Below are 20,757 nucleotides of genomic sequence, written 5' to 3' on the forward strand. Positions count from 1 at the left end.
AACAAAAGAACTCCTTTCATGTAAAAGGAGTTCTTTTGTTTTTATATTAAAACATACTCGAGCTATGCATCGGTTGAAGTTTTGCGTTTGGATCGAAGTAGGCTTTTGCATTATTTACCGCCGTTGGTGCTTCGCCAAATCCGCAAGCGATAAGTTTTACTTTTCCTTCATATGTACAAATGTCACCAGCAGCGTAAATACCAGGAATATTTGTTTCCATTTTCGAGTTCACGAGAATGCTGTTTTTCTGTATATCTAAGCCCCAGTTTTTAATTGGGCCAAGAGAGGAAACGAAGCCGTAGTTTACAATTACGTCATCAACATCGATGATAACTTTTTCTTCTGTTTTTACGTGTTGAAGAACGACTTGTTCAATTTTGTCATCACCAATGAGTTCAACTGGAACGTACGGTGTACTTACTTCTGCACGAGAATTTATTAAGTTTTCGACGCTATGTTCATGTGCGCGGAATTTATCACGGCGATGAACGATTGTAACTTTGTCAGCAATCGGTTCTAACATCATTGTCCAGTCTACCGCTGAGTCGCCACCGCCAAATACTACGACGCGCTTGCCAGCAAATTTATTCATATCATCAACGAAATAATGTAAGTTTTTCTTTTCGTATTTTGCTGTATCCTCTAATTCTAAGCGGCGTGGTTGGAAAGCACCATTGCCAGCAGTAATAATGACTGATTTAGAATAGTGAGTTTGTTTATTTGTAACAAGTTTAAATATACCGTCAGCTTGTTTTTCAAGCGTATCAACAGCTTCTTCTAAGCAAACGGTCGGATCAAATTTCTTCATTTGCTCTTTTAAGTTATCAACTAACTCTTGTGCACGCACTTTCGGGAAACCAGCTACATCATAAATGTATTTTTCAGGGTAGAGTGCGGATAATTGTCCTCCAAGTTGAGGTAAGCTTTCAATGATTTTTACACTTGCTTGTCTCATACCACCATAAAATGCTGTGAACAGTCCCGTTGGACCACCACCAATAATTGTTATGTCGTAAACTTTTTGATTTTCTGCCACTTTCATTCCCCCTATAGATGGAATTTTGATATTGATTTCATATATTGTTCATATGTACACGAAAATCCTGCAAATGATGATACTTTCAAAATAAATGATAGCATATTTGAGTTCATAATACTTCTGAAAACGACTGAATTGTGTGTAAGTTTTCGCATAGCTGCTTTTAATATTGTATAAAATATACAGAAAGGAAAATACATGAAAAAAAGGCTGAAAAACCCTTGAAAACGCTATGTTATTTTAAAATATTGATAATTCTCCAGATGCTTGAATTCTGGAATAAAACCGACTAATATAGGGAAGTATTATGTTAAATTTCTATGACAAAATTCGTACGATTTTTTGACTGCGTTTTGTTATGATATAGAATGTGATAAAATCCACATTCTTGACAAATAGAGTTTTTAGTACTTGGTATTATTTTTCATTACTATTATATAAAGAAAAGGGTTGTGATTTGGTGAAGACTCCAAAAATCGTAGTTTTAGGTGCAGGTTATGGCGGGATGATTACGACTGTTCGTCTGCAAAAAGCATTATCTGTAAATGAAGCTGAAATTACGTTAGTAAACAACAACAGCTATCACTACCAAGCGACTTGGTTACACGAGAGCGCAGCTGGTACATTACAAGATGACAAAATCTGTCTAGATATTCAAGACGTTATCGATACAAATAAAGTGAACTTTGTACAAGATACAGTAGTAGAAATTAAAGCTGCTGAAAAACGCATTATCTTAAAAGACGGCGAGTTAGAGTATGACTACTTAGTAATCGGTCTTGGTTTCGAATCAGAAACATTCGGAATTACAGGATTAAAAGAGCATGCATTCTCAATCGCTAACATTAATGCAACTCGTGAAATTCGTGAGCATATGGAAGCTAGTTTCGCTAAATATGCAACTGAACAACGCGATGAGTTAATAACAATCGTTGTTGGTGGTGCTGGATTTACTGGTATCGAGTACGTAGGTGAGCTTGCAAACCGTGTTCCTGAACTTTGCAATCAGTACAATGTACCACGTGAAAAAGCACGTATCATTTGTGTAGAAGCTGCTCCAACAGCACTTCCAGGTTTCGATCCAGCATTAGTAGAATACGCTGTAAAACAACTTGAGAAAAAAGGAGTAGAATTCCGCATCGGTACAGCAATTAAAGAAGCAACTGAAGAAGGTATTATCGTTGCGAATGGCGATGATACTGAATTAATTAAGTCTGAAACAGTAGTTTGGGCTGCAGGTGTTCGTGGTAATGGTATTGTGGAAGAGTCTGGCTTTGAAGCAATGCGCGGACGTGTAAAAGTTGATGAGTACATGCACGCTCCAGGATACGAAGATGTATTCATGGTTGGTGACGCAGCGTTAATCATTAACGAAGAAATTAACCGTCCTTACCCACCAACAGCACAAATCGCAATTCAACAAGGTTACAATATTGCACACAACTTAACTGTATTAGTTCGTGGCAAAGGCGAAATGAAAACATTCGCATTCGATAATAAAGGATCTGTATGTTCTTTAGGTCATGACGATGCAATGGGCGTTGTTATGGGCAAAAAGTTAACAGGTTGGAAAGCTTCTTTCATGAAGAAAGTTATCGATAACCGTTACCTATTCTTATTAGGTGGACCTTTATTAGTTCTTAAAAAAGGTAAATTAAAGTTCTTTTAATATATAGTAGAGAAAAGCAGAAACGGCTAAGAGCTGTTTCTGCTTTTTTCATTTTAAAAATATAGTATAATATATAAAAAAGAAAGAATATTCTGTCCGTTTTAGTAGAGGAGGGTATTACATCATGGAGAAGCGAGGGAAAGTATGGTTAGCTGTTAGTGGCCTAGTAGCTACAAAAGATGGCAGGTGGCTATTTGTTAAGAAGAAATACAGTGGATTAAAGGGGAAATGGTCTTTACCGGCTGGTTTTGTAAATGAAGGTGAGACGGTTGATGAAGCTGTGAAACGTGAAGTGTTAGAAGAGACAGGCATTGTCGCTCATGTGAAGGGAATCATTGGCGTTCGATCGGGCGTGATTCGCAATGAAATTAGTGATAATATGATTATTTTCCTTTTGGAACCTGAAGGGGAAAATATTATTGTACAGGAGAAGGAATTGTCTGAAGTAGCGTTTCTACATCCAGATACGATTGCAGACGATCCAAATACGTCTGTACTTATTAAATATTTATTAGAAAGAAAATCAGAATTCCATCTTGAAATGGACAAAACATTAAATCCTGGAGAGCAATTTGGTTATACGGCCTATCACGTATTTACGGCGCATGAGAAGGAGAGGGAAAAAGAGTGAGTATACCGGTACTACTTATTTCAATGATGTTGTTTTTTATTTTGTTTTTTGGAATTGGATTTTTACTCAACATGATTTTGCGAGCTACATGGGTAATGGTTATTGTGTATCCGATTGTTTGTATGCTTATTATTAATAAAGCGAGTATGTGGGATTATTTTTCAAAGCCGAAAGAAACATTTTCTTCATTTGGGACAAGTGTATCGCATTTAGGACAAGCAGATATGTTTATTCTATCTACTGGGTTAGTAGGTGCTGCTTTAGCGGGAGTTGTGATCAAGAAGCTTCGGAAAAGTGGATATCAAATGTTTTAATCTCCAATTCATTTGGAGATTTTTTTTTGCATATTCCTTCATTGTATAGGGAATGATTAACGATGAAGGAGTGTGGAATATAAAAATGTTAAAACGATATTGTATTCGCATTATGATGACTTGTTTACTTGTATCCGCATTATGCGTAACATGGAATGCTTTCACAGGAGTTTCTTTATTAGAGATTGTAAAGCAATATGAGGGAACGAGTGCAAAAGAAGTACATGCAGCAGAAGTTAAGAGAAATGTTGCTCCGAGTAAAGAAGTGATAAATGCTTTAGAGCAGGCAAACGACTGGTCTAAATATCGTTCAATTGAAATGACTGCAACAGGTTATACATCGGGGATTGAGTCAACTGGTAAGAGGCCAGGGCATCCAGAGTATGGTATTACATATTCAGGTGTCAAAGTGAAAAGGGATTTATATTCCACAATTGCTGCGGACTTACGCGTATTCCCAATTGGAACGATTCTCTTCGTACCAGGTTACGGGTATGGTGTAGTAGCTGATAAAGGTGGTGCTATAAAAGGAAACCGCCTTGATTTATATTATGATACGGTGAAAGACGTTTATAGCCAATGGGGTAAGAAAAAAGTAAATGTGTATGTAGTAAAAGTAGGAAAAGGTAAGTTTACAGAAGAAGAGTTAACGATGCTAAATCAAGACGAAACAATGCAAGTGTTTCGTGGTCAATATTTAAAACAAAGATAGTCTAGTCGTAATTACGCTAGGCTTTTTTTCTTGGCTTATTTCATAATAGAGGAAATTTTGGAGCTGCGATTTTACACGTGATACAACTGAAGTTAGAATTGTCGCATTTTATCGAAAATAAAGTTATAATGGTGGTAGAGAAATTTAGGGGGTCTGAACATGTTTCAAGTACAAAAAGAATTAGCAGGTCATGAAGCAGTAATTGTTGCTTTATTTGAAGAAGAGAAAATGAGTAGTTTTGTACAAGAATTGGACAAAGCGTTTGAAGGACAATTACAAGTTTTACTAGAAGAGAAAGAATTATCTACGAAGAAAAAAGCCATTTCGAAAGTACATAGCTTAGGAAAAACGAATGTGAAACGTTATTACTTTGTTGGTTTAGGTAAGAAAGAGTCTTACACGACAGAAACGTTACGTGGGGCTCTTGGTAAAGCGTTTAAAACATTACAAGCAGCAAAAGTACAAGATGCAGCGATTTTACTTGATTCTTTCGTGACAGAAAAGTTAGATGCGATTGATGTAGCCCATATTGCAGCAGAAGTACAAAGTCTTGGTACATATGAATTACAAACATATAAAACAAATAAAAATGATCGTGTGGAGTTAGAGAAGTTCACGGCTATTACAGCGGAAGATGCACAAGAAATTGAAGCTGCATTAACAGTTGGATACGTACATGGACGTGCAACAAATTCAGCCCGTACACTTGTAAATATGCCGCCAAATGTATTAACAGCGACGAAGCTTGCTGAGTATGCTGTTGAATTAGCTGAAAAGTATGATATGGATTATAAAGTTCTTGAGAAAGAAGAGATGGAGGATCTTGGTATGGGTGCGTTACTTGCAGTAAACCAAGGTTCTACAGAGCCACCAAAAATGATCGCTCTTATTTATAAAGGAAAAGAAGAGTGGACAGATGTTATTGGATTCGTTGGAAAAGGGATTACATATGATACAGGTGGTTATTCTTTAAAACCACGTGAAGGCATGGTTGGTATGAAAGGTGATATGGGCGGTGCTGCTTCTGTTTTAGGTGCGATGGAAATTATCGGGGAACTGCGTCCAGAACAAAACGTGATTGCGGTTATTCCTTCAACTGATAACGTTGTAAGTGGTACAGCATTTAAGCCAGACGATGTAATCACATCTATGAGCGGAAAAACAATTGAAGTATTAAATACGGATGCAGAAGGTCGTCTCGCTTTAGCTGACGGTATTACTTATGCGAAAAAACTTGGTGCAAACTACCTTGTGGATGTTGCAACATTAACAGGTGGTGTAATTGTTGCACTTGGAAATCATACGACAGGCGCAATGACAAACAATGAAGGACTGTTTGAGGAAGTGCTAGAGGCTTCTATGGAAACAGATGAGCCAATTTGGCAACTACCAATTTTTGATCGCGATAAAGAACGTGTGAGAAACAGTAAGTTTGCTGATTTAAATAACTCACCAGGCCGTGAAGGACATGCGGTTATGGCAGGTACATTCCTAGGCGAATTCGCTGAAGATACACCGTGGGTACACTTAGATATCGCTGGAACATCAGAAACAAAAGGCGCGCACGACTTAGGTCCAGCTGGAGCAACTGGTGCAATGGTACGTACACTCGCAACACTTGTGGAGCGTTTTGGAGAAGAATAAGAGTATAAGCAAAGGCTGTTCCAATATTTTGGAACAGCCTTTGCTTATTTTGAGTTTGTTTATAAAGAAATCGTATACAATATCCCATTTAAAGCAAATGAAGTACGTCCGGTTTCTTCAGAGACAACTAATATAAGTGCATCACTCTTTTCTGATAAGCCAATTGCAGCTCTGTGACGTGTTCCAAGCTCAGGGTCAACTTCTGTGCTTTTCGTTAACGGAAGAATATTAGCAGCTGAGACAATATGGTTATTTCTAACGAGAACAGCACCGTCATGAAGAGGGTTACCTGGATAAAATATTGATTCGAGTAATGGCGCGGTTAAATGAGCGTTTAATGTCGTTCCAGTTTGAATGAAAGCTTCAAGCGTCTCGTTTCGTTCCACAACGATAAGAGCACCATGTTTTCTGGCGCTTAAATGTTGGATAGCTGTCGTAATAAAAGATGAACTTTCCGTATAAGGTGATAAATATGCCTGAATATAGTATGTAGCTGCCAATGTTTGTACATTTGCCAACATATGATGAATATCTTCCATTTTGCATAAAATACATTCATCTTCTTTATCAATTGCGTTCCTCATAATCGATAGTTCTTTTTCAGCAATTTCAATCATTTGCTTTGTTTGTATTTTGAGCTCTTCTGACAAGCCCCATTCGTGCATAATCCTCATTCCCTTTAGTGGAGTATTTAATAATAGTGTATACAAATATTCCTAGTAAAATCCTGCTAGATTTTATAAAATATTGAGATACAGCATGTTTTTTTCATATAATAAAGGTATGACGAGCGAGAGGAGAGAGAAGAATGAATTGGAAACAAGAATTTAGTCGCTGGCTTTCTTACGCACAATTAGATGCAGAATTAAAAGAACAGCTAGAAAATATGAAGCAAGATGAGAAAAAAATCGAGGATAGCTTTTATAAAAATCTAGAGTTCGGCACAGGTGGTATGCGTGGTGAACTTGGTGCTGGTACGAACCGTTTAAACGTATATACAGTTCGTAAAGCAACAAAAGGATTAGCAAGCTTTATTGAAAAGTTAGGTGAGGAAGCGAAAAAACGAGGTGTTGTTGTAGCCTATGATTCTCGTCATAAATCACCTGAGTTTGCAATGGAAGTCGCTGCTACACTTGGTGCACGCGGTATCAAAACATATGTGTTTGAAAGCTTACGTCCAACGCCAGTGCTTTCTTTCGCAGTTCGTCATTTACATACAGTAAGTGGAATCGTTCTTACGGCAAGTCATAATCCACCTGAATATAATGGATATAAAGTATACGGTGAAGATGGTGGACAGTTGCCTCCAAAAGAAGCAGATGAGTTAATTAGCTACGTAAATGCAGTAGAAGATGAATTAACAGTTGAAGTAGCTGATGTAGAGCAATTAAAAGCTGACGGTTTATTACATATCATTGGACAAGAAGTAGATGATGCATATGCTGCAGAATTGAACAATGTCATCATTAATAAAGAAATGGTACAAAAGGTTGGTAAAGACTTAAAAATCGTCTTTACACCATTACACGGAACATCAAATATTTCTGTACGTCGTGGTTTAGAAGAAGTTGGATTTACAGATGTAACAGTTGTAAAAGAGCAAGAGTTACCAGATCCGAACTTCTCTACAGTAAAATCACCGAACCCAGAAGAGCACGCAGCATTTGAGTATGCAATTCGTGACGGTGAAAAAATAGGCGCGGATGTATTAATCGCAACGGATCCTGATGCAGATCGCCTTGGTGTAGCAGTTCGTAATCATGATGGTGAGTTCCAAGTATTAACTGGAAACCAAACAGGTGCATTAATGCTTGATTACTTATTATCTCAAAAGAAAGAAAACGGAACGCTTCCAGAGAACGGTGTCGTATTAAAAACAATCGTAACGTCTGAAATTGGCCGTACAATTGCGAAAGCATTCGGTTTAGATACAATTGATACGTTAACTGGATTCAAATTTATCGGTGAGAAAATTAGACAATATGAAGAAAGCGGACAATATGAATTCCAATTCGGTTATGAGGAAAGCTATGGTTATTTAATCCGCCCATTCTGCCGTGATAAAGATGCAGTACAATCTGTCCTATTTGCATGTGAAGTAGCTGCATACTACAAATCACAAGGAAAAACGTTATATGATGGTCTATTAGAAGTATTCGAGAAGTACGGCTTCTTCCGTGAAGACCTTGTATCGTTAACGTTAAAAGGGAAAGACGGAGCGGAACAAATCCAAGAGATGATGGCGACGTTCCGTGAAAATCCTCCGAAAGAAGTAGCGGGCTTAACAGTTGTAGCAGTGGAAGACTATAAAGCGAGCATCGTTACATCTTTACAAGATGGACATAAAGAAGAGATTCACTTACCGAAATCAAATGTGTTAAAATATCAATTAGAAGATGGTTCATGGTTCTGCCTACGTCCATCTGGAACTGAACCGAAGATTAAGTTCTACTTCGGTGTAAAAGATAGTTCTTTACAAAATAGTGAACAAAAGTTACTTACTATTAAAGAAGACATTATGAATCGTTTATAATACAAAGTAATTTTAAGTAGTAAGGAACAAAAGGGAGCGAAATCTCCCTTTTGTTTTATGTAGGAAATAATTGCTATTGATTCCGACAGGAGAGAGGGTATTTTGTGATGAAAAAAGTAAGAAAAGCGATAATCCCAGCAGCTGGATTAGGAACACGTTTTTTACCAGCAACGAAAGCAATGCCAAAAGAGATGTTACCGATAGTAGATAAACCAACGATTCAATACATTGTGGAAGAAGCAGTGAAATCGGGTATTGAAGATATTATTATCGTTACTGGTAAAACAAAGCGTTCTATCGAAGATCATTTCGATAATGCATTTGAACTAGAGCAAAATTTATTAGAGAAGAAAAAATATGAGTTACTTGAAAAAGTACAAGCTTCTTCAAAAATGGTAGATATTCATTATATTCGTCAAAAAGAACCAAAAGGATTAGGTCACGCTGTTTGGTGTGCACGTAAATTCATCGGTGATGAGCCATTCGCTGTTTTATTAGGTGACGATATCGTACAAGCTGAAAAACCATGTTTACGTCAATTAATTGAAGAATATGATAAAACGCTTTCTTCTGTTATTGGTGTACAAACGGTTCCAGAAGAAGAAACACACCGTTATGGAATTATTGACCCATTAGAGCAGGATGGACGTCGTTACCAAGTTCGCAATTTCGTTGAGAAACCAGCACAAGGTACAGCACCTTCAAACTTAGCAATTATGGGACGTTACGTTTTAACACCTGAAATCTTCATGTTCTTAGAACAGCAACATGTAGGTGCTGGTGGTGAAATTCAGTTAACAGATGCCATCCAAAGCTTAAATGAAATCCAACGTGTATTCGCTTACGATTTCGAAGGGAAGCGCTACGATGTAGGTGAAAAGCTAGGATTCGTTCAAACGACAATCGAAATGGCTCTGCAACACCCAGAACTACGTGATGACATGGTTGCGATGATGAAGAAAATCTTAGAAGAACAAACGAGCGAAGAGTCTTAATATAAAAAATGAGTTATTTCAGTATACTGAAATAACTCATTTTTTTATTATGAAATCGTCGAATGAGAATGCTGATAAGCAGAACGACGTACAGCATAGTATATGCGAGGTGCGATAATAGCACCTATAATTGTAAATGCAATATCTTTTACTGCGAACCACATCATAACCATCCAAGCAGTTTTATAACTCATATTACCGTCCATGAAGAGATTGACTGCCCCGTACATGTAAGTAGTACCGATTATATAAGTTAAAATAATTCCTGTGAAAGAGGCAATTGCAAATGTAATGAATGTTGGTCTTTCTTTTTGTTCTACTAATTTTCCTGATACGTAAGCAACGATAATAAAGGCGATAATAAAACCACCAGTAGGATCTAAAAGTGCTCCAAATCCAGCCTTGAAGTTAGCGAAGATTGGTGCGCCTGCTACGCCAACGAGCATATAAACAGTCATGGATAAAGCACCAAGTCTACTTCCAAGAAGAAGACCTGCTAAAATTGCGAAAAATGGTTGCATAGATAATGGGATGCCCGCTACTTGAAGGAATGGTGCCCAAGATACAATATTTGCACCGATGGCCATAAGAGCAACGAACATGGCAGCTAATGCTAAATCTAAAACATGTAATCTTCTCATAATGTTAACCTCCTGTTGTTTTTAGGTTAACATTATCGTAGCGAAAATATTTACTTGTTGTCAATCAAAAAATTTTGATAAGAAGGCTTCAAATAATCTCTTAGCAACGTATACGGAATGCGAAATTGCGGGATTCCGCTTGAATAAGGAGCAATCTCATATAAAGGGAAATAAATAACGAGATTGTCTGGCTCTAAAAAGAAGTGAAACTTTTTCGTGCTCATTATCTTTTCAGTTGCATCGGGAAAATAAATGCTTTCATTTTGTTTAATTTGTCTTACAATCTCTGCACGGATTACATCTTTATACTTATCTTTTTGTTGAAATAAATCGTCTAAATGCAGTACCTTTTTTTCGTTTAAATCAAATGTGTTTGCCTTCCACGTATAAAGACCGTGCGCTCCGCCGGTATATTGATAGTAATTTACATATAGGCTGAGAAAAGGTGGTTTGTTTAAAGAGACTTTATAATCAACATTTGCTACGTACGGATGAAATGGTGTACTAGATCCTTCTGTCTCTTTATAATATTTTTTTGCCTCTTTCTCTAATTTGTTTTTAAATTTGTCAGTAGATTTTTTGTAGTAGAAATTGAGTTTGTTTTGAAATGTAGAGTCAGAGAAGTTGTGAAAAGAAGGCCTATTTATTTGATATTCTATATAAGGTTTCTTACCTTTTTGCGTTACAGTCTTAACATCGATTGTCAGGTTAGATGCTTTGGCTGTTATTGCACAATTTGGTACAATAGTCAGCAAGGAGAACATAAGCAGTAATATACAAAATTTCTGTTTCATTTAGGTGAAGCCTCCTTATATAAGTGTTATAAGTAGTTTGAAAATAAATAGGTAAAATTATACATTTAATTAAAGTAAGAAAAGGAGGAAACGATATGGCAAAAACTTTAATGGATTCACTTGGAATTGAGTTGTTAGAGATGACAGAAGAAAAGGTGGTTGCTACGATGCCTGTTGATGAGCGTACGCATCAGCCGTTTGGATTTTTACACGGCGGTGCATCGCTTGCATTGGCGGAAACAGTGGCAAGTGTTGGTTCATACAATTTAATTGATCAAGAAAAATGTATTTGTTTCGGATTAGAAATTAATGCAAACCACATTCGCTCAAAGAAAGATGGAATTGTAACAGCGATTGGAACACCGATACATAGAGGACAATCGACAATGGTTTGGGATGTTCGCATTATTGATGAAAATGATGATTTACTATGCATATCAAGATGTACAGTAGCAATTAAAGAAAAACGTGAAAAGTAAAAAAGAGGCGCTCTTATGAGCAGCCTCTTTTTCTTATAATTAGAACTGGATTTTCTTCTCTAAGAAACCTTTTAGTTCGCTAATTGGCATACGAACTTGTTCCATTGTGTCACGGTCACGTACTGTAACAGCTTTGTCTTCAACTGAGTCGAAGTCGTATGTGATACAGAATGGTGTACCGATTTCGTCTTGACGACGGTAACGTTTACCGATAGAACCAGTTTCATCAAAGTCTACCATGAAGTCTTTAGCTAGTTCTGCGAATACTTCAGTAGCACCTTCAGATAGCTTTTTAGATAATGGTAAGATAGCTGCTTTGTATGGTGCTAAAGCAGGGTGGAAACGAAGAACTGTACGAGAATCGTTTTCTAATTGCTCCTCTTCATATGCATCACATAAGAATGCTAATGTTACGCGGTCTGCGCCTAAAGATGGCTCGATGCAGTATGGTACGTAACGCTCATTCGTTTGTGGATCAATATAGTTAAAGTCTTCGTTTGAGTGTTCCATGTGACGTTTTAAGTCGAAGTCTGTACGAGATGCAACGCCCCAAAGTTCGCCCCAACCGAATGGGAATTTGAATTCAATGTCAGTTGTTGCGTTACTGTAGTGAGATAACTCTTCTTCACCGTGGTCACGAAGACGCATGCTCTCTTCAGTCATACCAAGTGAAAGTAACCAGTTTTTACAAGTTTCACGCCAGAATGCGAACCACTCTAAATCTTCACCAGGCTTACAGAAGAATTCAAGTTCCATTTGTTCGAATTCACGTGTACGGAATGTGAAGTTACCAGGCGTGATTTCGTTACGGAAACTCTTACCAATTTGGCCGATACCAAATGGAAGCTTTTTACGCATAGAGCGTTGAACGTTTTTGAAGTTTACGAAAATACCTTGTGCTGTTTCAGGACGAAGGAAGATTTCGTTTGTGCTAGACTCTGTAACACCTTGGAATGTTTTGAACATTAAGTTGAACTGACGGATTTCAGTGAATTCTTCACTACCGCAATCAGGACATTTTACTTCATGTTCTTTCATTAAGTCAGCCATTTGGTCGAAAGTAAGACCGTCAACAACCATTTCGATGCCTTTTGCATCTAAAGCATCCTCAATTAATTTGTCAGCACGGTGACGAGCTTTACATTTTTTACAGTCGATCATTGGATCGTTGAAGTTACCAACGTGACCAGAAGCGATCCAAGTTTTTGGGTTCATTAAAATAGCTGCGTCTAAACCAACGTTGTATGGAGATTCTTGAATGAATTTTTTCCACCAAGCTTTTTTAACGTTATTTTTTAATTCGATTCCAAGTGGACCGTAATCCCAAGTGTTTGCAAGACCACCGTAAATTTCAGAACCAGGGAAAACAAAACCGCGATGTTTCGCTAAGTTTACAACTTGTTCCATTGAATACATAAGAAAATCCTCCTTTTGAAAGTTAACGTATTGGCGATGACGTACTTTAATACTTTGGAAACGAGCAGTATATGCTTAAAAAACATAAAAAAACGCTCATCCCAAGGCATATTTGCCTAGGGACGAGCGTTTGCCCGCGGTTCCACCCTAGTTGATGCACAAAATGCGCATCCACTTTATCATGTAATGCTCGAGACTGCCGTTTCCTTGCGTCTTCAGGCTTTCACTATCCCTGAATCGCTTTTGTGCAAGTACTTATAAGTCCGTCATCGCTACTTATATTAATAATAATGAACATATTCTAACACGTTCTTTTTTAAATCACAATAGAGGAACGTGTCTATCTATGATAGAGTCTCGCCTATTTTTCCGTAATTTATTCCGTAATTTTGTTTAATGTGCTTAATAGCTTCGCGCTTACTTAATGGAGCGAGCTCGTTGTTTTGAACGTATTCCCAAACTACATCTGGATTTGTTTTTGCATATTCACGAAGGACCCATCCAATTGCCTTTTGAATGAAAAATTCTTTTGAAGAATGTAGTTGTCCAATAATCCAGAAAAGAAGTTCTTCATCCATCTTTTGTTTATATTTCAGTTGGAATAAAATAGCGGCACGTTGCAACCATATGTTATCTGATGCAATCCATTTTGGAATATATGCAGAAATTAATTCCGGATGTTGTAAAAAGATAGCCCCTAAAAATGTAGGAACGATGCTATCAACAGAATCCCACCAAGATTTCGTAACAATGAGTTCTTCTAAAAACGGGATATGAGTTTCGTTTATATGCTTTTTATATTTTTGCATAATATCAAGTGCGGCTGCTTGGAATTCTCGTTCTGGTAAGTCCCAAAGTTCACGTACGATAATTTGGAAGTCTTTTTTATCTGGGAGAGTATGTATTTGAATGACGTCTTTTAATAATTGGCGTCTTTCCGGTGTTTGAATACCTAGAAATGGGAAGTGATTTTTCATATACCGAGCCATTGGTTCTGCTTTTTCCGGATTTTGATGAGCTGTAAAATGCTCTTGTAATGCTTTTACAAATGGATGCATAAGTGTTTCTCCTCTCGTATTACCTTTCTTCTCTTATTATACAAAGAGTTTGGTTAAATTTTAAAACATAACTTGCAATGTAATGAAATATGTTGAAAAGAGAGGGGAGAGGATAAGATGGAAGATCAGAGCGTACTAGCAGGTTTCTTTGCTCTTAGTTTTGCGTTTATTCTTGTTATAATAATTTGGGCAATTATTTCGTATTTGTTAACGGCTTTTGCACTTTATACGATGGCAAAAAATGATGGTGCAACTGATGGGGTTCTTGCGTTTATTCCATTTTTGAATAGTAAGACGTGGGGTGACTTGGCGAAGGACAAATTACCAGGTTTCTTGAAAGAAGAGGCAGGGTGGAAAGTATTCGGTATATATGTCGCATGTTTCATCTTTAACTTCGTGCCAATTATAAGTTTACTAGCAACAGCCGTATCGATTGTGCTGTCCATCTATCTCATCTACGCTATTTTAGACAGATACGGAACGAATTCTATATTATTTACGATTATTCATGTAATCACATTTTCGGTTTTCTTGCCGATTCATTTATTCATTATCCGAAATGAGCCGGAGAGGTATAACGAGTAGATTTTTCGTTTTGTTGAGAGTTCTATATATTTTAAAGAAAAAGCGCCCTGATTATCAGAGCGCTTTTTCTACTACATAAGGTAGCGTAAATAAATATAAATATGAGAAATGATTAATGAAACAATCATAATTGGGAAACCGACTTTTAGGAAGTCCATGTAACTAAATTTATGTCCTTCACGGCTAGCGATACCTGCAACGATTACGTTAGCAGAAGCTCCAATTAATGTTCCATTTCCACCTAGACAAGCACCTAATGCTAATGCCCACCATAACACATCGATTTGTGCGTCAGATGGTGATAAGCCTAGTCCAACTGCCATATCGTTAATAAGTGGAATCATTGTTGCAACGAATGGGATGTTATCGATTGTTGCAGAGGCGATACCAGATACCCATAAAATAAGGATAGATGCGTAAGAAATATCTCCGCCTGTTAGACCAACCACTTTTTGAGCTAACATTTTGATAAGACCGATATCAATAAGTCCTCCAACAAGTACGAATAGCCCTGCGAAGAAGAAGATTGTTACCCACTCTACGCTTGCAAATACTTCTTCAATTTCATGCTCTTTCACACCAATTAACATAAGTACAGTAGCACCAGTTAAGGCAATGATAGCTGCATCAATATGGAAAATAGAATGAGTCATGAAACCTACAATCGTAAGTCCAAGTACCGTTAAAGATTTTTTCATTAATACTGGATCTTTAATGTATTGTTTTTCATCTAAGCTCATTAATTTTTTAACTTGTACAGGATCGGCAATTAATTGTTTGCGGTACATGAAGTAAAGTATTGCTGCCGTAACCGCAATAATGATAATTACGATTGGTGCTAGATTCAATAGAAAAGCATTGAAGTCTAAATGTTTATTGGCAGAACCAATCATAATGTTAGGTGGATCACCAATTAATGTTGCTGTTCCTCCAATGTTTGAAAAAATAATTTCAGAAAGTAAATAAGGAACAGGATTTACTTGCAGTATGCGCGTAATAGATAAAGTAACTGGAACAACAAGAAGTACAGTTGTAACGTTATCTAAAAATGCGGAGCCAAGCGCGGTAAGTAAGGAAAGGGAAATTAAAATTTTAATTGGATTTCCTTGTGCCCCTTTTGCTGCTTTAATGGCAACGTATTGGAAAACACCTGATTTACTCGTAATGTTCACCAAAATCATCATACCGATAAGTAGCGTAATCGTTCCCCATTCAATATGTTTCGTAAAGGCGTTGTGTAAATCGACGACTCCCACAATTACCATGAGTGCTGCACCAAGAAGTGCGATGACAGCGCGATTAATTTTTTCAGAAATAATAATGGCATATGTAATTAAAAAGACTGCGATAGCAAAATAATACTGCCAGTTAGCGAGTTCTTGCGTTGTTTCGTGCAAAAATCTCATCTCCTTTCATTCACTTTTTCTTAGTGTGTCAAAAATGTTCTAGAAGAAACACACATAACGTCATTATAAAGTAGGAAAATGGCGGATGTAAATGAAAGGGGGGATTTTGTCATATTTTCTGCATAGGTCATTTTTTCTTATTTTTTAAAATATTTGTGGGCATTTGACATATATATAAGATACATCCAATCTGAATATTAAAAATGGAATTAGGATTCGAGCTTGTTCGTGTAGGAGTGTCAAATAGAAAGGAATGACAAAAATGATAAGGAAGGGATCGTATGGATGAACAACGATTTTTATTTTTAGACTTTGAGTTTACGATGCCCCAGCATAGAAAGAAACCGAAAGGATTTTTTCCAGAGATTATTGAGGTAGGACTCGTTTCAGTTGCTGGCTGTAAAGTAGAAGATACGTATTCATCACATGTCAGGCCGAAAACATTTCCCTCGTTAACGGATCGATGTAAGAAATTTTTAGGAATAAAACAAGAAGTCGTAGATAAAGGGATTTCATTTCCTGAACTCGTTAAGAAGCTTGCAGAATACGAAACGAAATGTAAACCGACAATTGTAACGTGGGGAAATATGGATATGAAAGTGCTGAAGCATAATTGTGAAATGGCAGGGATAGCTTTTCCATTCTTCGGACAGTGCCGTGATTTATCGCTTGAGTATAAGAAGTTTTTTGGAGAAAGAAATCAAACAGGGTTATGGAAAGCAATTGAAGCCTATGGAAAAGTAGGGACAGGGAAGCATCATTGTGCGCTTGATGATGCGATGACGACGTACAATATTTTTAAACTAGTAGAAAAAGATAAAGAGTATTTAGTGAAACCAGCACCTCCAACATTAGGAGAACTCGTTGATTTTTCAAAAGTGTTAAAGAAAGTGAGCACACAGTAACGACCAAATTGCACAGTATGTAATTTGGTCGTTTTGTTTTTTTTAGAGTTTGTAGTCTTTCTTTAACTGCTCTAATGTTTCTAGACTACGCCCTGCAAAAGGTGAATCATCTTCAGAAAATGAATTCATTTGGGTTTCTAATGCTAATTTTAGTGACTCGGTATAATCCGGAATTTCTCCTTCATACTTTTTGACCATTTGTGCTGGAATGTTCGTTTGCTCACGAAAAGCTAAAGCGCGTCTTTCGTGGAAAAATGGTACGTCAGCTTGTTTTACGTTATGTAAGTCACCTTGCACCGGATGTTTTAAAACAGCTAATACTTTTACGACATAACTACCAGGACGGCTATTAGTAATTTCGCCGATGTATTTTCCTGTTTTATAAATACCAGTAACGATTTCACCAATTTCAAATGTTTCTCTCATATTTTTCACCTCAAGTTTATAGTAAGGAAAGTGCGAGAAGGAGTCAAAGAAATCATTCGCTTTCAGAACGCCCCTTGAGAATATGTATAGGTTCAACTATAATTTTAAGTGATGTAACAGAAAATTCTGATGTTTTAAGAATCCCTGATAAGGAGTGTTTCATATGATGCCTTTATATTTTCCTGAAGATAAAACGGAATATATTATCCCAGGTATTGTTTGTGTTCTATTTATTATCGGTGCGATTGCTACGTGGCGTATGTTCATTCGTGTATCAAAAAGAGAAGCAGAGCGATTGCAGAAAGTGGAAGAAAAACTGTTAGCTGAAAAGAAACAGTAACGCATTTTTGTATGTTTCCCTCTATGCTCGGACAATCTAAGGGCAGAATATATTTTGGAGGGAATAGAATGAAGAAACGGCTTTTTTTCAGTTGTTGTTTATTATTTCTGATGGCAGGTTGTGACCAAGGAAAGCCGAAAGAAATTGATGTGAAATTACATAATGCTTCAGGCGATGAAGTGGGGACTGCGAAAGTAGTTCAGCAAACAAGTGGAGTGAAAATTACGATTAAAGGGGAAGGTTTCACGCCAGGACCACACGGACTACATGTACATGAAATCGGAGAGTGTAAAGCACCTCGTTTTGAATCATCGGGGAATCATTTTAATCCTGATAATAAAAAACATGGTCTTCTTAATCCGAAGGGTGCAGAAAACGGAGATTTACCGAACGTAGTTGCAGACGGTTCTGGAAAGATTAAAGCGGAAATCGATGCACCGCACATAACACTTGAAGAAGGAAAAACGACGATTCATAGAAAAGATGGAGCGTCTATTATTATTACAGAAAACCCTGATGATGGTATGACACAACCGACAGGTAAATCAGGCGATCGAATTGCTTGTGGCGTAATTGTAAAAAAAGCATCGGATATGAAGAAAAAGTAAAAGCTACCGCGAATGGTAGCTTTCTTTGTGAAACGTAATTGAAAAGATATTGAGAAAGGAGGTTGTCCCAAATGATTGGAGGTAGCCTCCTTCCTTATTATGAAAACGTATGGCGTAGTCTGTTTAAAATTTCTTCTAAAACAGATCGTGGACAGCCGATGTTAATTCGAATATGTTCTTCGCCACCTAATCCGTATTTCTCACCAGGTTCAACGATAATTTTTCCTTTTTCCTCAAGTAATGCGGTACGCTCGTTTTGAGAAAGCTTTAGGTGAGAACAATCAATCCATAATAAAAAGCTACCTTCTGGCTTCGTTACGGAAAGAGCAGGTATGTGAGTTTTAATATATTCACAAGCAAATTGAGCATTATCTTCTATATATAATCGAATTTCATTTAGCCAATCATTACATTCTGTATAGGCACTTTGCATCGCTGTATAGGCAAATATATTTAACCCGTGAAAGCCTTGTCTATATTGGATAGCTGCAAAGGCGTGACGGAGTTTTTCGTTTGGAATGATAATAATCGATGCTTGTAATCCAGCGATATTAAATGTTTTACTTGGAGCCATACAAGTGATAGTGCGTCCTGCTAATTCTTCAGTTAAGGAAGCGAACGGTGTGTGTGTATGGCCTGTGTAAATGATATCAGCATGAATTTCATCCGCGACAACGATTACGTTATATTTAGTACATAACGATCCGAGATGTGCGAGTTCCTCTTTCGTCCAAACACGTCCGATTGGATTATGAGGGCTACAAAGAAGCATAAGTTTGACGCCTTGTTGAAATTGTTTTTCTAAATGATCGAAGTCTATCGTATATGTATCATTATGTTTCTGTAATGGACTTACGCATAACTGTCTGTTGTTTGTTGTGACCATTTCGAAAAATGGAGGATAAATAGGTGGTTGTACGAGAACGGATTCGTTTTCTTTTGTGAAAGCCTGTATGCTCGTACTAAGAGCTGGAACGATCCCCGCACTAAAAACAATCCATTCTTTTTGAATGGCCCAGTTGTATTGTTTTTTTGTCCAGTTACAAATAATATTTCCAATATTTTCGGGAGGAAGTGTATAGCCGAAAATAGGATGCTCAATACGTTTCTTTAAAGCAGTTTGAATTTGTGTTGGTACTTCAAAATCCATATCAGCAATCCAAGCGTGGAGAAGTTCTTCGTTTTTATAAGTATCCCATTTTGTGCTATGTGTTCCACGCCGATTTACTGTTTTATGAAATAGTTGCATACGTTTGCCCCCTTCTTCTGTAAAACCGTTAAGATGTGAAAGTTCTCTCTCTTCTTATAGAATAGCTGATGTGATAGGATAAAGAAAAGTATTAAAAAGTGAAAAGGCGGGAAGCGAATGGGTACATATGAAAAGATGATAGAGGTTGTGAAGAATTGGGATCCGTTTCAAATGGGACCGGAGTTTTATGAAACAGAAGCGAGTGATGTTGTGAATGTTATAAGTGTGTTTGACGATTCAAAATACATCGCAAAGAAGATTCAACATATATACTTTATGTCTTTTGAGGAAGTACCTGCACTTGAAAAATGTGAGAAATTAGCTGTGGAATTACTTGTATTAAAAGAAGGCGGAAGCTGTTCATTATAGGCTGTCGGAATTTCCGACAGCCTTTTTTATATTATTCCGCTATTTGCCGGGCAGCCCGACTGGTGAGGGCTGATTAAAGTTTCACTTTATTGCGCGGAAAAAGCGATAATTTCTTCATACACATGTTCAGGTTTTTCTTCAGGTAGTAAATGCCCTGTATTTTCGTAAGAAATAAATTTCGAATTCGGCAAATCTTTATGTAGGCGATGCCCTACATGTACAGGGACGACGCGGTCTTTTTCACCCCAAATGAGTAGTGTAGGTGTTTCGATTTTTTGTAATTCAGTTGAAGACAAGTCACCTTCACGGTCTCGTATCATACGAGTTAAAGCGGGAAATATACGGTTGTCATAAAAAGGAGCGGAGTAACCTTTTTTCATTTCATCGTCAATTAATGAGTGGTCATGAACGACATTCATTAAGTTATGAACAATGCCGCGCCTAATAATCCAGTTCTTTACGTATAAATGAAAGAACGGTAAATAAGAAGAGTATAGTAAAGGTAAGGCTGCGCGTGCTAAATAGCTAGAGCTGCATAGTAAAATCGTCTTTGAAATTAGTTCAGGACGTATACGGTTTACATAGAGAGAGATTTGCCCACCCATAGAATGCCCAATTAATACAATGTTTGAGAGAGATAAATGTTCAATTAAATCAATAATAATCGTTGCTAAATTGTGATAAGAATATTTAAAGAGATGAGACTTATCACTTTTTCCGAACGGTGGTAAATCAAGAGCTAGTACTGTTCCTGCTTTTGATAGTAAAGGGATGAGACGGCGGTAACTGAATGAGGAAGATAAAAAGCCATGAACGAGTACGAAAGTAGGGCGTTCTGTTTTTTTATCGTGTTCATACAATTCGTAATGAATCGTAGTGCCGCGAGTGGAAAAAGTGAAATAAGGACAAGTATATTCATGATTCATTTTTTGTCACTCCATTGA

At 37.2% G+C, this 20,757-nt stretch carries 23 protein-coding genes; 13 read left to right on the plus strand and 10 right to left on the minus strand.

Features of this window, described 5'->3' with window-relative positions; genetic code table 11:
* Positions 1-46 precede the first annotated feature (46 nt).
* Positions 47-1,036: an NAD(P)/FAD-dependent oxidoreductase gene (locus tag COK05_RS12035; RefSeq protein WP_141539053.1), complete on the minus strand. Its 990-nt coding sequence runs from the start codon at positions 1,034-1,036 to the stop codon at positions 47-49.
* A 463-nt stretch (positions 1,037-1,499) separates the two neighbouring features.
* On the opposite strand from COK05_RS12035, the gene COK05_RS12040 reads away from it, so the two are divergent.
* From COK05_RS12040 to pepA, 5 genes are all read left to right on the plus strand, one after another.
* On the plus strand, positions 1,500-2,708 hold the full coding sequence (locus tag COK05_RS12040) for an NAD(P)/FAD-dependent oxidoreductase (protein ID WP_141539055.1): 1,209 nt from the start codon (positions 1,500-1,502) through the stop codon (positions 2,706-2,708).
* A 124-nt stretch (positions 2,709-2,832) separates the two neighbouring features.
* Positions 2,833-3,339 carry an NUDIX hydrolase gene (locus COK05_RS12045; RefSeq protein ID WP_098612762.1) on the plus strand — a complete coding sequence of 169 codons (507 nt, stop codon included), beginning with the start codon at positions 2,833-2,835 and terminating at the stop codon, positions 3,337-3,339.
* Positions 3,336-3,653: a YuiB family protein gene (locus tag COK05_RS12050; protein ID WP_016079877.1), complete on the plus strand. Its 318-nt coding sequence runs from the start codon at positions 3,336-3,338 to the stop codon at positions 3,651-3,653. The genes COK05_RS12045 and COK05_RS12050 overlap by 4 nt, the downstream gene beginning before the upstream one ends.
* Before the next feature lie 85 nt (positions 3,654-3,738).
* A complete protein-coding gene (locus COK05_RS12055) occupies positions 3,739-4,365 on the plus strand; it encodes a 3D domain-containing protein (protein ID WP_141539063.1) in 627 nt (208 codons plus the stop codon).
* A 159-nt stretch (positions 4,366-4,524) separates the two neighbouring features.
* Entirely contained in the window at positions 4,525-6,009 is a 1,485-nt protein-coding gene (pepA, locus tag COK05_RS12060) for a cytosol aminopeptidase (protein ID WP_098612764.1), read from the plus strand.
* Positions 6,010-6,068: 59 nt separating this feature from the next.
* Here the strand turns inward: pepA and cdaS are convergent, their stop codons facing one another.
* Positions 6,069-6,674 carry a sporulation-specific diadenylate cyclase CdaS gene (gene cdaS, locus COK05_RS12065; protein ID WP_098612765.1) on the minus strand — a complete coding sequence of 202 codons (606 nt, stop codon included), beginning with the start codon at positions 6,672-6,674 and terminating at the stop codon, positions 6,069-6,071.
* Positions 6,675-6,817: 143 nt separating this feature from the next.
* On the opposite strand from cdaS, the gene COK05_RS12070 reads away from it, so the two are divergent.
* Both COK05_RS12070 and galU read left to right on the plus strand, forming a co-directional pair.
* Positions 6,818-8,542, plus strand: a complete 1,725-nt coding sequence (locus tag COK05_RS12070; protein ID WP_098612766.1) for a phospho-sugar mutase — start codon at positions 6,818-6,820, stop codon at positions 8,540-8,542.
* Positions 8,543-8,649: 107 nt separating this feature from the next.
* Positions 8,650-9,537: a UTP--glucose-1-phosphate uridylyltransferase GalU gene (gene galU, locus COK05_RS12075; RefSeq protein WP_098612788.1), complete on the plus strand. Its 888-nt coding sequence runs from the start codon at positions 8,650-8,652 to the stop codon at positions 9,535-9,537.
* A gap of 47 nt (positions 9,538-9,584) precedes the next feature.
* On the opposite strand, the gene COK05_RS12080 is transcribed toward galU, so the two are convergent.
* Together COK05_RS12080 and COK05_RS12085 are read right to left on the minus strand one after the other, a co-directional pair.
* The gene (locus COK05_RS12080; RefSeq protein ID WP_098612767.1) at positions 9,585-10,178 is read right to left on the minus strand and encodes a biotin transporter BioY; all 594 of its coding nucleotides are present in this window, start codon (positions 10,176-10,178) and stop codon (positions 9,585-9,587) included.
* Positions 10,179-10,228: 50 nt separating this feature from the next.
* The gene (locus COK05_RS12085) at positions 10,229-10,972 is read right to left on the minus strand and encodes a DUF3298 and DUF4163 domain-containing protein (RefSeq protein ID WP_098612768.1); all 744 of its coding nucleotides are present in this window, start codon (positions 10,970-10,972) and stop codon (positions 10,229-10,231) included.
* A gap of 95 nt (positions 10,973-11,067) precedes the next feature.
* On the opposite strand from COK05_RS12085, the gene COK05_RS12090 reads away from it, so the two are divergent.
* The gene (locus tag COK05_RS12090) at positions 11,068-11,451 is read left to right on the plus strand and encodes a hotdog fold thioesterase (RefSeq protein ID WP_098612769.1); all 384 of its coding nucleotides are present in this window, start codon (positions 11,068-11,070) and stop codon (positions 11,449-11,451) included.
* Between the two features lie 39 nt (positions 11,452-11,490).
* Here COK05_RS12090 and COK05_RS12095 read toward each other — a convergent pair whose 3' ends face one another.
* The gene (locus COK05_RS12095; RefSeq protein ID WP_000287154.1) at positions 11,491-12,867 is read right to left on the minus strand and encodes a glycine--tRNA ligase; all 1,377 of its coding nucleotides are present in this window, start codon (positions 12,865-12,867) and stop codon (positions 11,491-11,493) included.
* Positions 12,868-13,211: 344 nt separating this feature from the next.
* Entirely contained in the window at positions 13,212-13,925 is a 714-nt protein-coding gene (locus COK05_RS12105) for a DNA alkylation repair protein (RefSeq protein ID WP_098612770.1), read from the minus strand.
* 117 nt (positions 13,926-14,042) lie between these two features.
* On the opposite strand from COK05_RS12105, the gene COK05_RS12110 reads away from it, so the two are divergent.
* Complete coding sequence (locus COK05_RS12110; RefSeq protein ID WP_098612771.1) at positions 14,043-14,510, plus strand: hypothetical protein; 468 nt, start codon at positions 14,043-14,045, stop codon at positions 14,508-14,510.
* A 71-nt stretch (positions 14,511-14,581) separates the two neighbouring features.
* On the opposite strand, the gene COK05_RS12115 is transcribed toward COK05_RS12110, so the two are convergent.
* The gene (locus tag COK05_RS12115; protein WP_141539057.1) at positions 14,582-15,907 is read right to left on the minus strand and encodes an ArsB/NhaD family transporter; all 1,326 of its coding nucleotides are present in this window, start codon (positions 15,905-15,907) and stop codon (positions 14,582-14,584) included.
* A 290-nt stretch (positions 15,908-16,197) separates the two neighbouring features.
* On the opposite strand from COK05_RS12115, the gene kapD reads away from it, so the two are divergent.
* Positions 16,198-16,821 (plus strand): 3'-5' exonuclease KapD, encoded by a 624-nt coding sequence (kapD, locus tag COK05_RS12120; RefSeq protein ID WP_000344356.1) that lies wholly within the window; start codon positions 16,198-16,200, stop codon positions 16,819-16,821.
* 42 nt (positions 16,822-16,863) lie between these two features.
* On the opposite strand, the gene COK05_RS12125 is transcribed toward kapD, so the two are convergent.
* On the minus strand, positions 16,864-17,247 hold the full coding sequence (locus COK05_RS12125; RefSeq protein ID WP_098612773.1) for a kinase-associated lipoprotein B: 384 nt from the start codon (positions 17,245-17,247) through the stop codon (positions 16,864-16,866).
* Between the two features lie 163 nt (positions 17,248-17,410).
* On the opposite strand from COK05_RS12125, the gene COK05_RS31305 reads away from it, so the two are divergent.
* Positions 17,411-17,587 (plus strand): hypothetical protein, encoded by a 177-nt coding sequence (locus tag COK05_RS31305; RefSeq protein ID WP_000982757.1) that lies wholly within the window; start codon positions 17,411-17,413, stop codon positions 17,585-17,587.
* Between the two features lie 68 nt (positions 17,588-17,655).
* Complete coding sequence (gene sodC / locus COK05_RS12130) at positions 17,656-18,195, plus strand: superoxide dismutase [Cu-Zn] (RefSeq protein ID WP_098612774.1); 540 nt, start codon at positions 17,656-17,658, stop codon at positions 18,193-18,195.
* A 97-nt stretch (positions 18,196-18,292) separates the two neighbouring features.
* Here sodC and COK05_RS12135 read toward each other — a convergent pair whose 3' ends face one another.
* Positions 18,293-19,444 (minus strand): MalY/PatB family protein, encoded by a 1,152-nt coding sequence (locus COK05_RS12135; RefSeq protein ID WP_098612775.1) that lies wholly within the window; start codon positions 19,442-19,444, stop codon positions 18,293-18,295.
* 117 nt (positions 19,445-19,561) lie between these two features.
* Between COK05_RS12135 and COK05_RS12140 the strand changes: the two genes are divergently transcribed.
* Complete coding sequence (locus COK05_RS12140) at positions 19,562-19,813, plus strand: YugE family protein (RefSeq protein ID WP_098612776.1); 252 nt, start codon at positions 19,562-19,564, stop codon at positions 19,811-19,813.
* Between the two features lie 86 nt (positions 19,814-19,899).
* Here COK05_RS12140 and COK05_RS12145 read toward each other — a convergent pair whose 3' ends face one another.
* Complete coding sequence (locus COK05_RS12145; protein ID WP_098612777.1) at positions 19,900-20,739, minus strand: alpha/beta fold hydrolase; 840 nt, start codon at positions 20,737-20,739, stop codon at positions 19,900-19,902.
* Positions 20,740-20,757: the final 18 nt, after the last annotated feature.

It is taken from the genome of Bacillus cereus, from assembly GCF_002567495.1.
Lineage (GTDB): Bacteria > Bacillota > Bacilli > Bacillales > Bacillaceae_G > Bacillus_A > Bacillus_A cereus_AQ.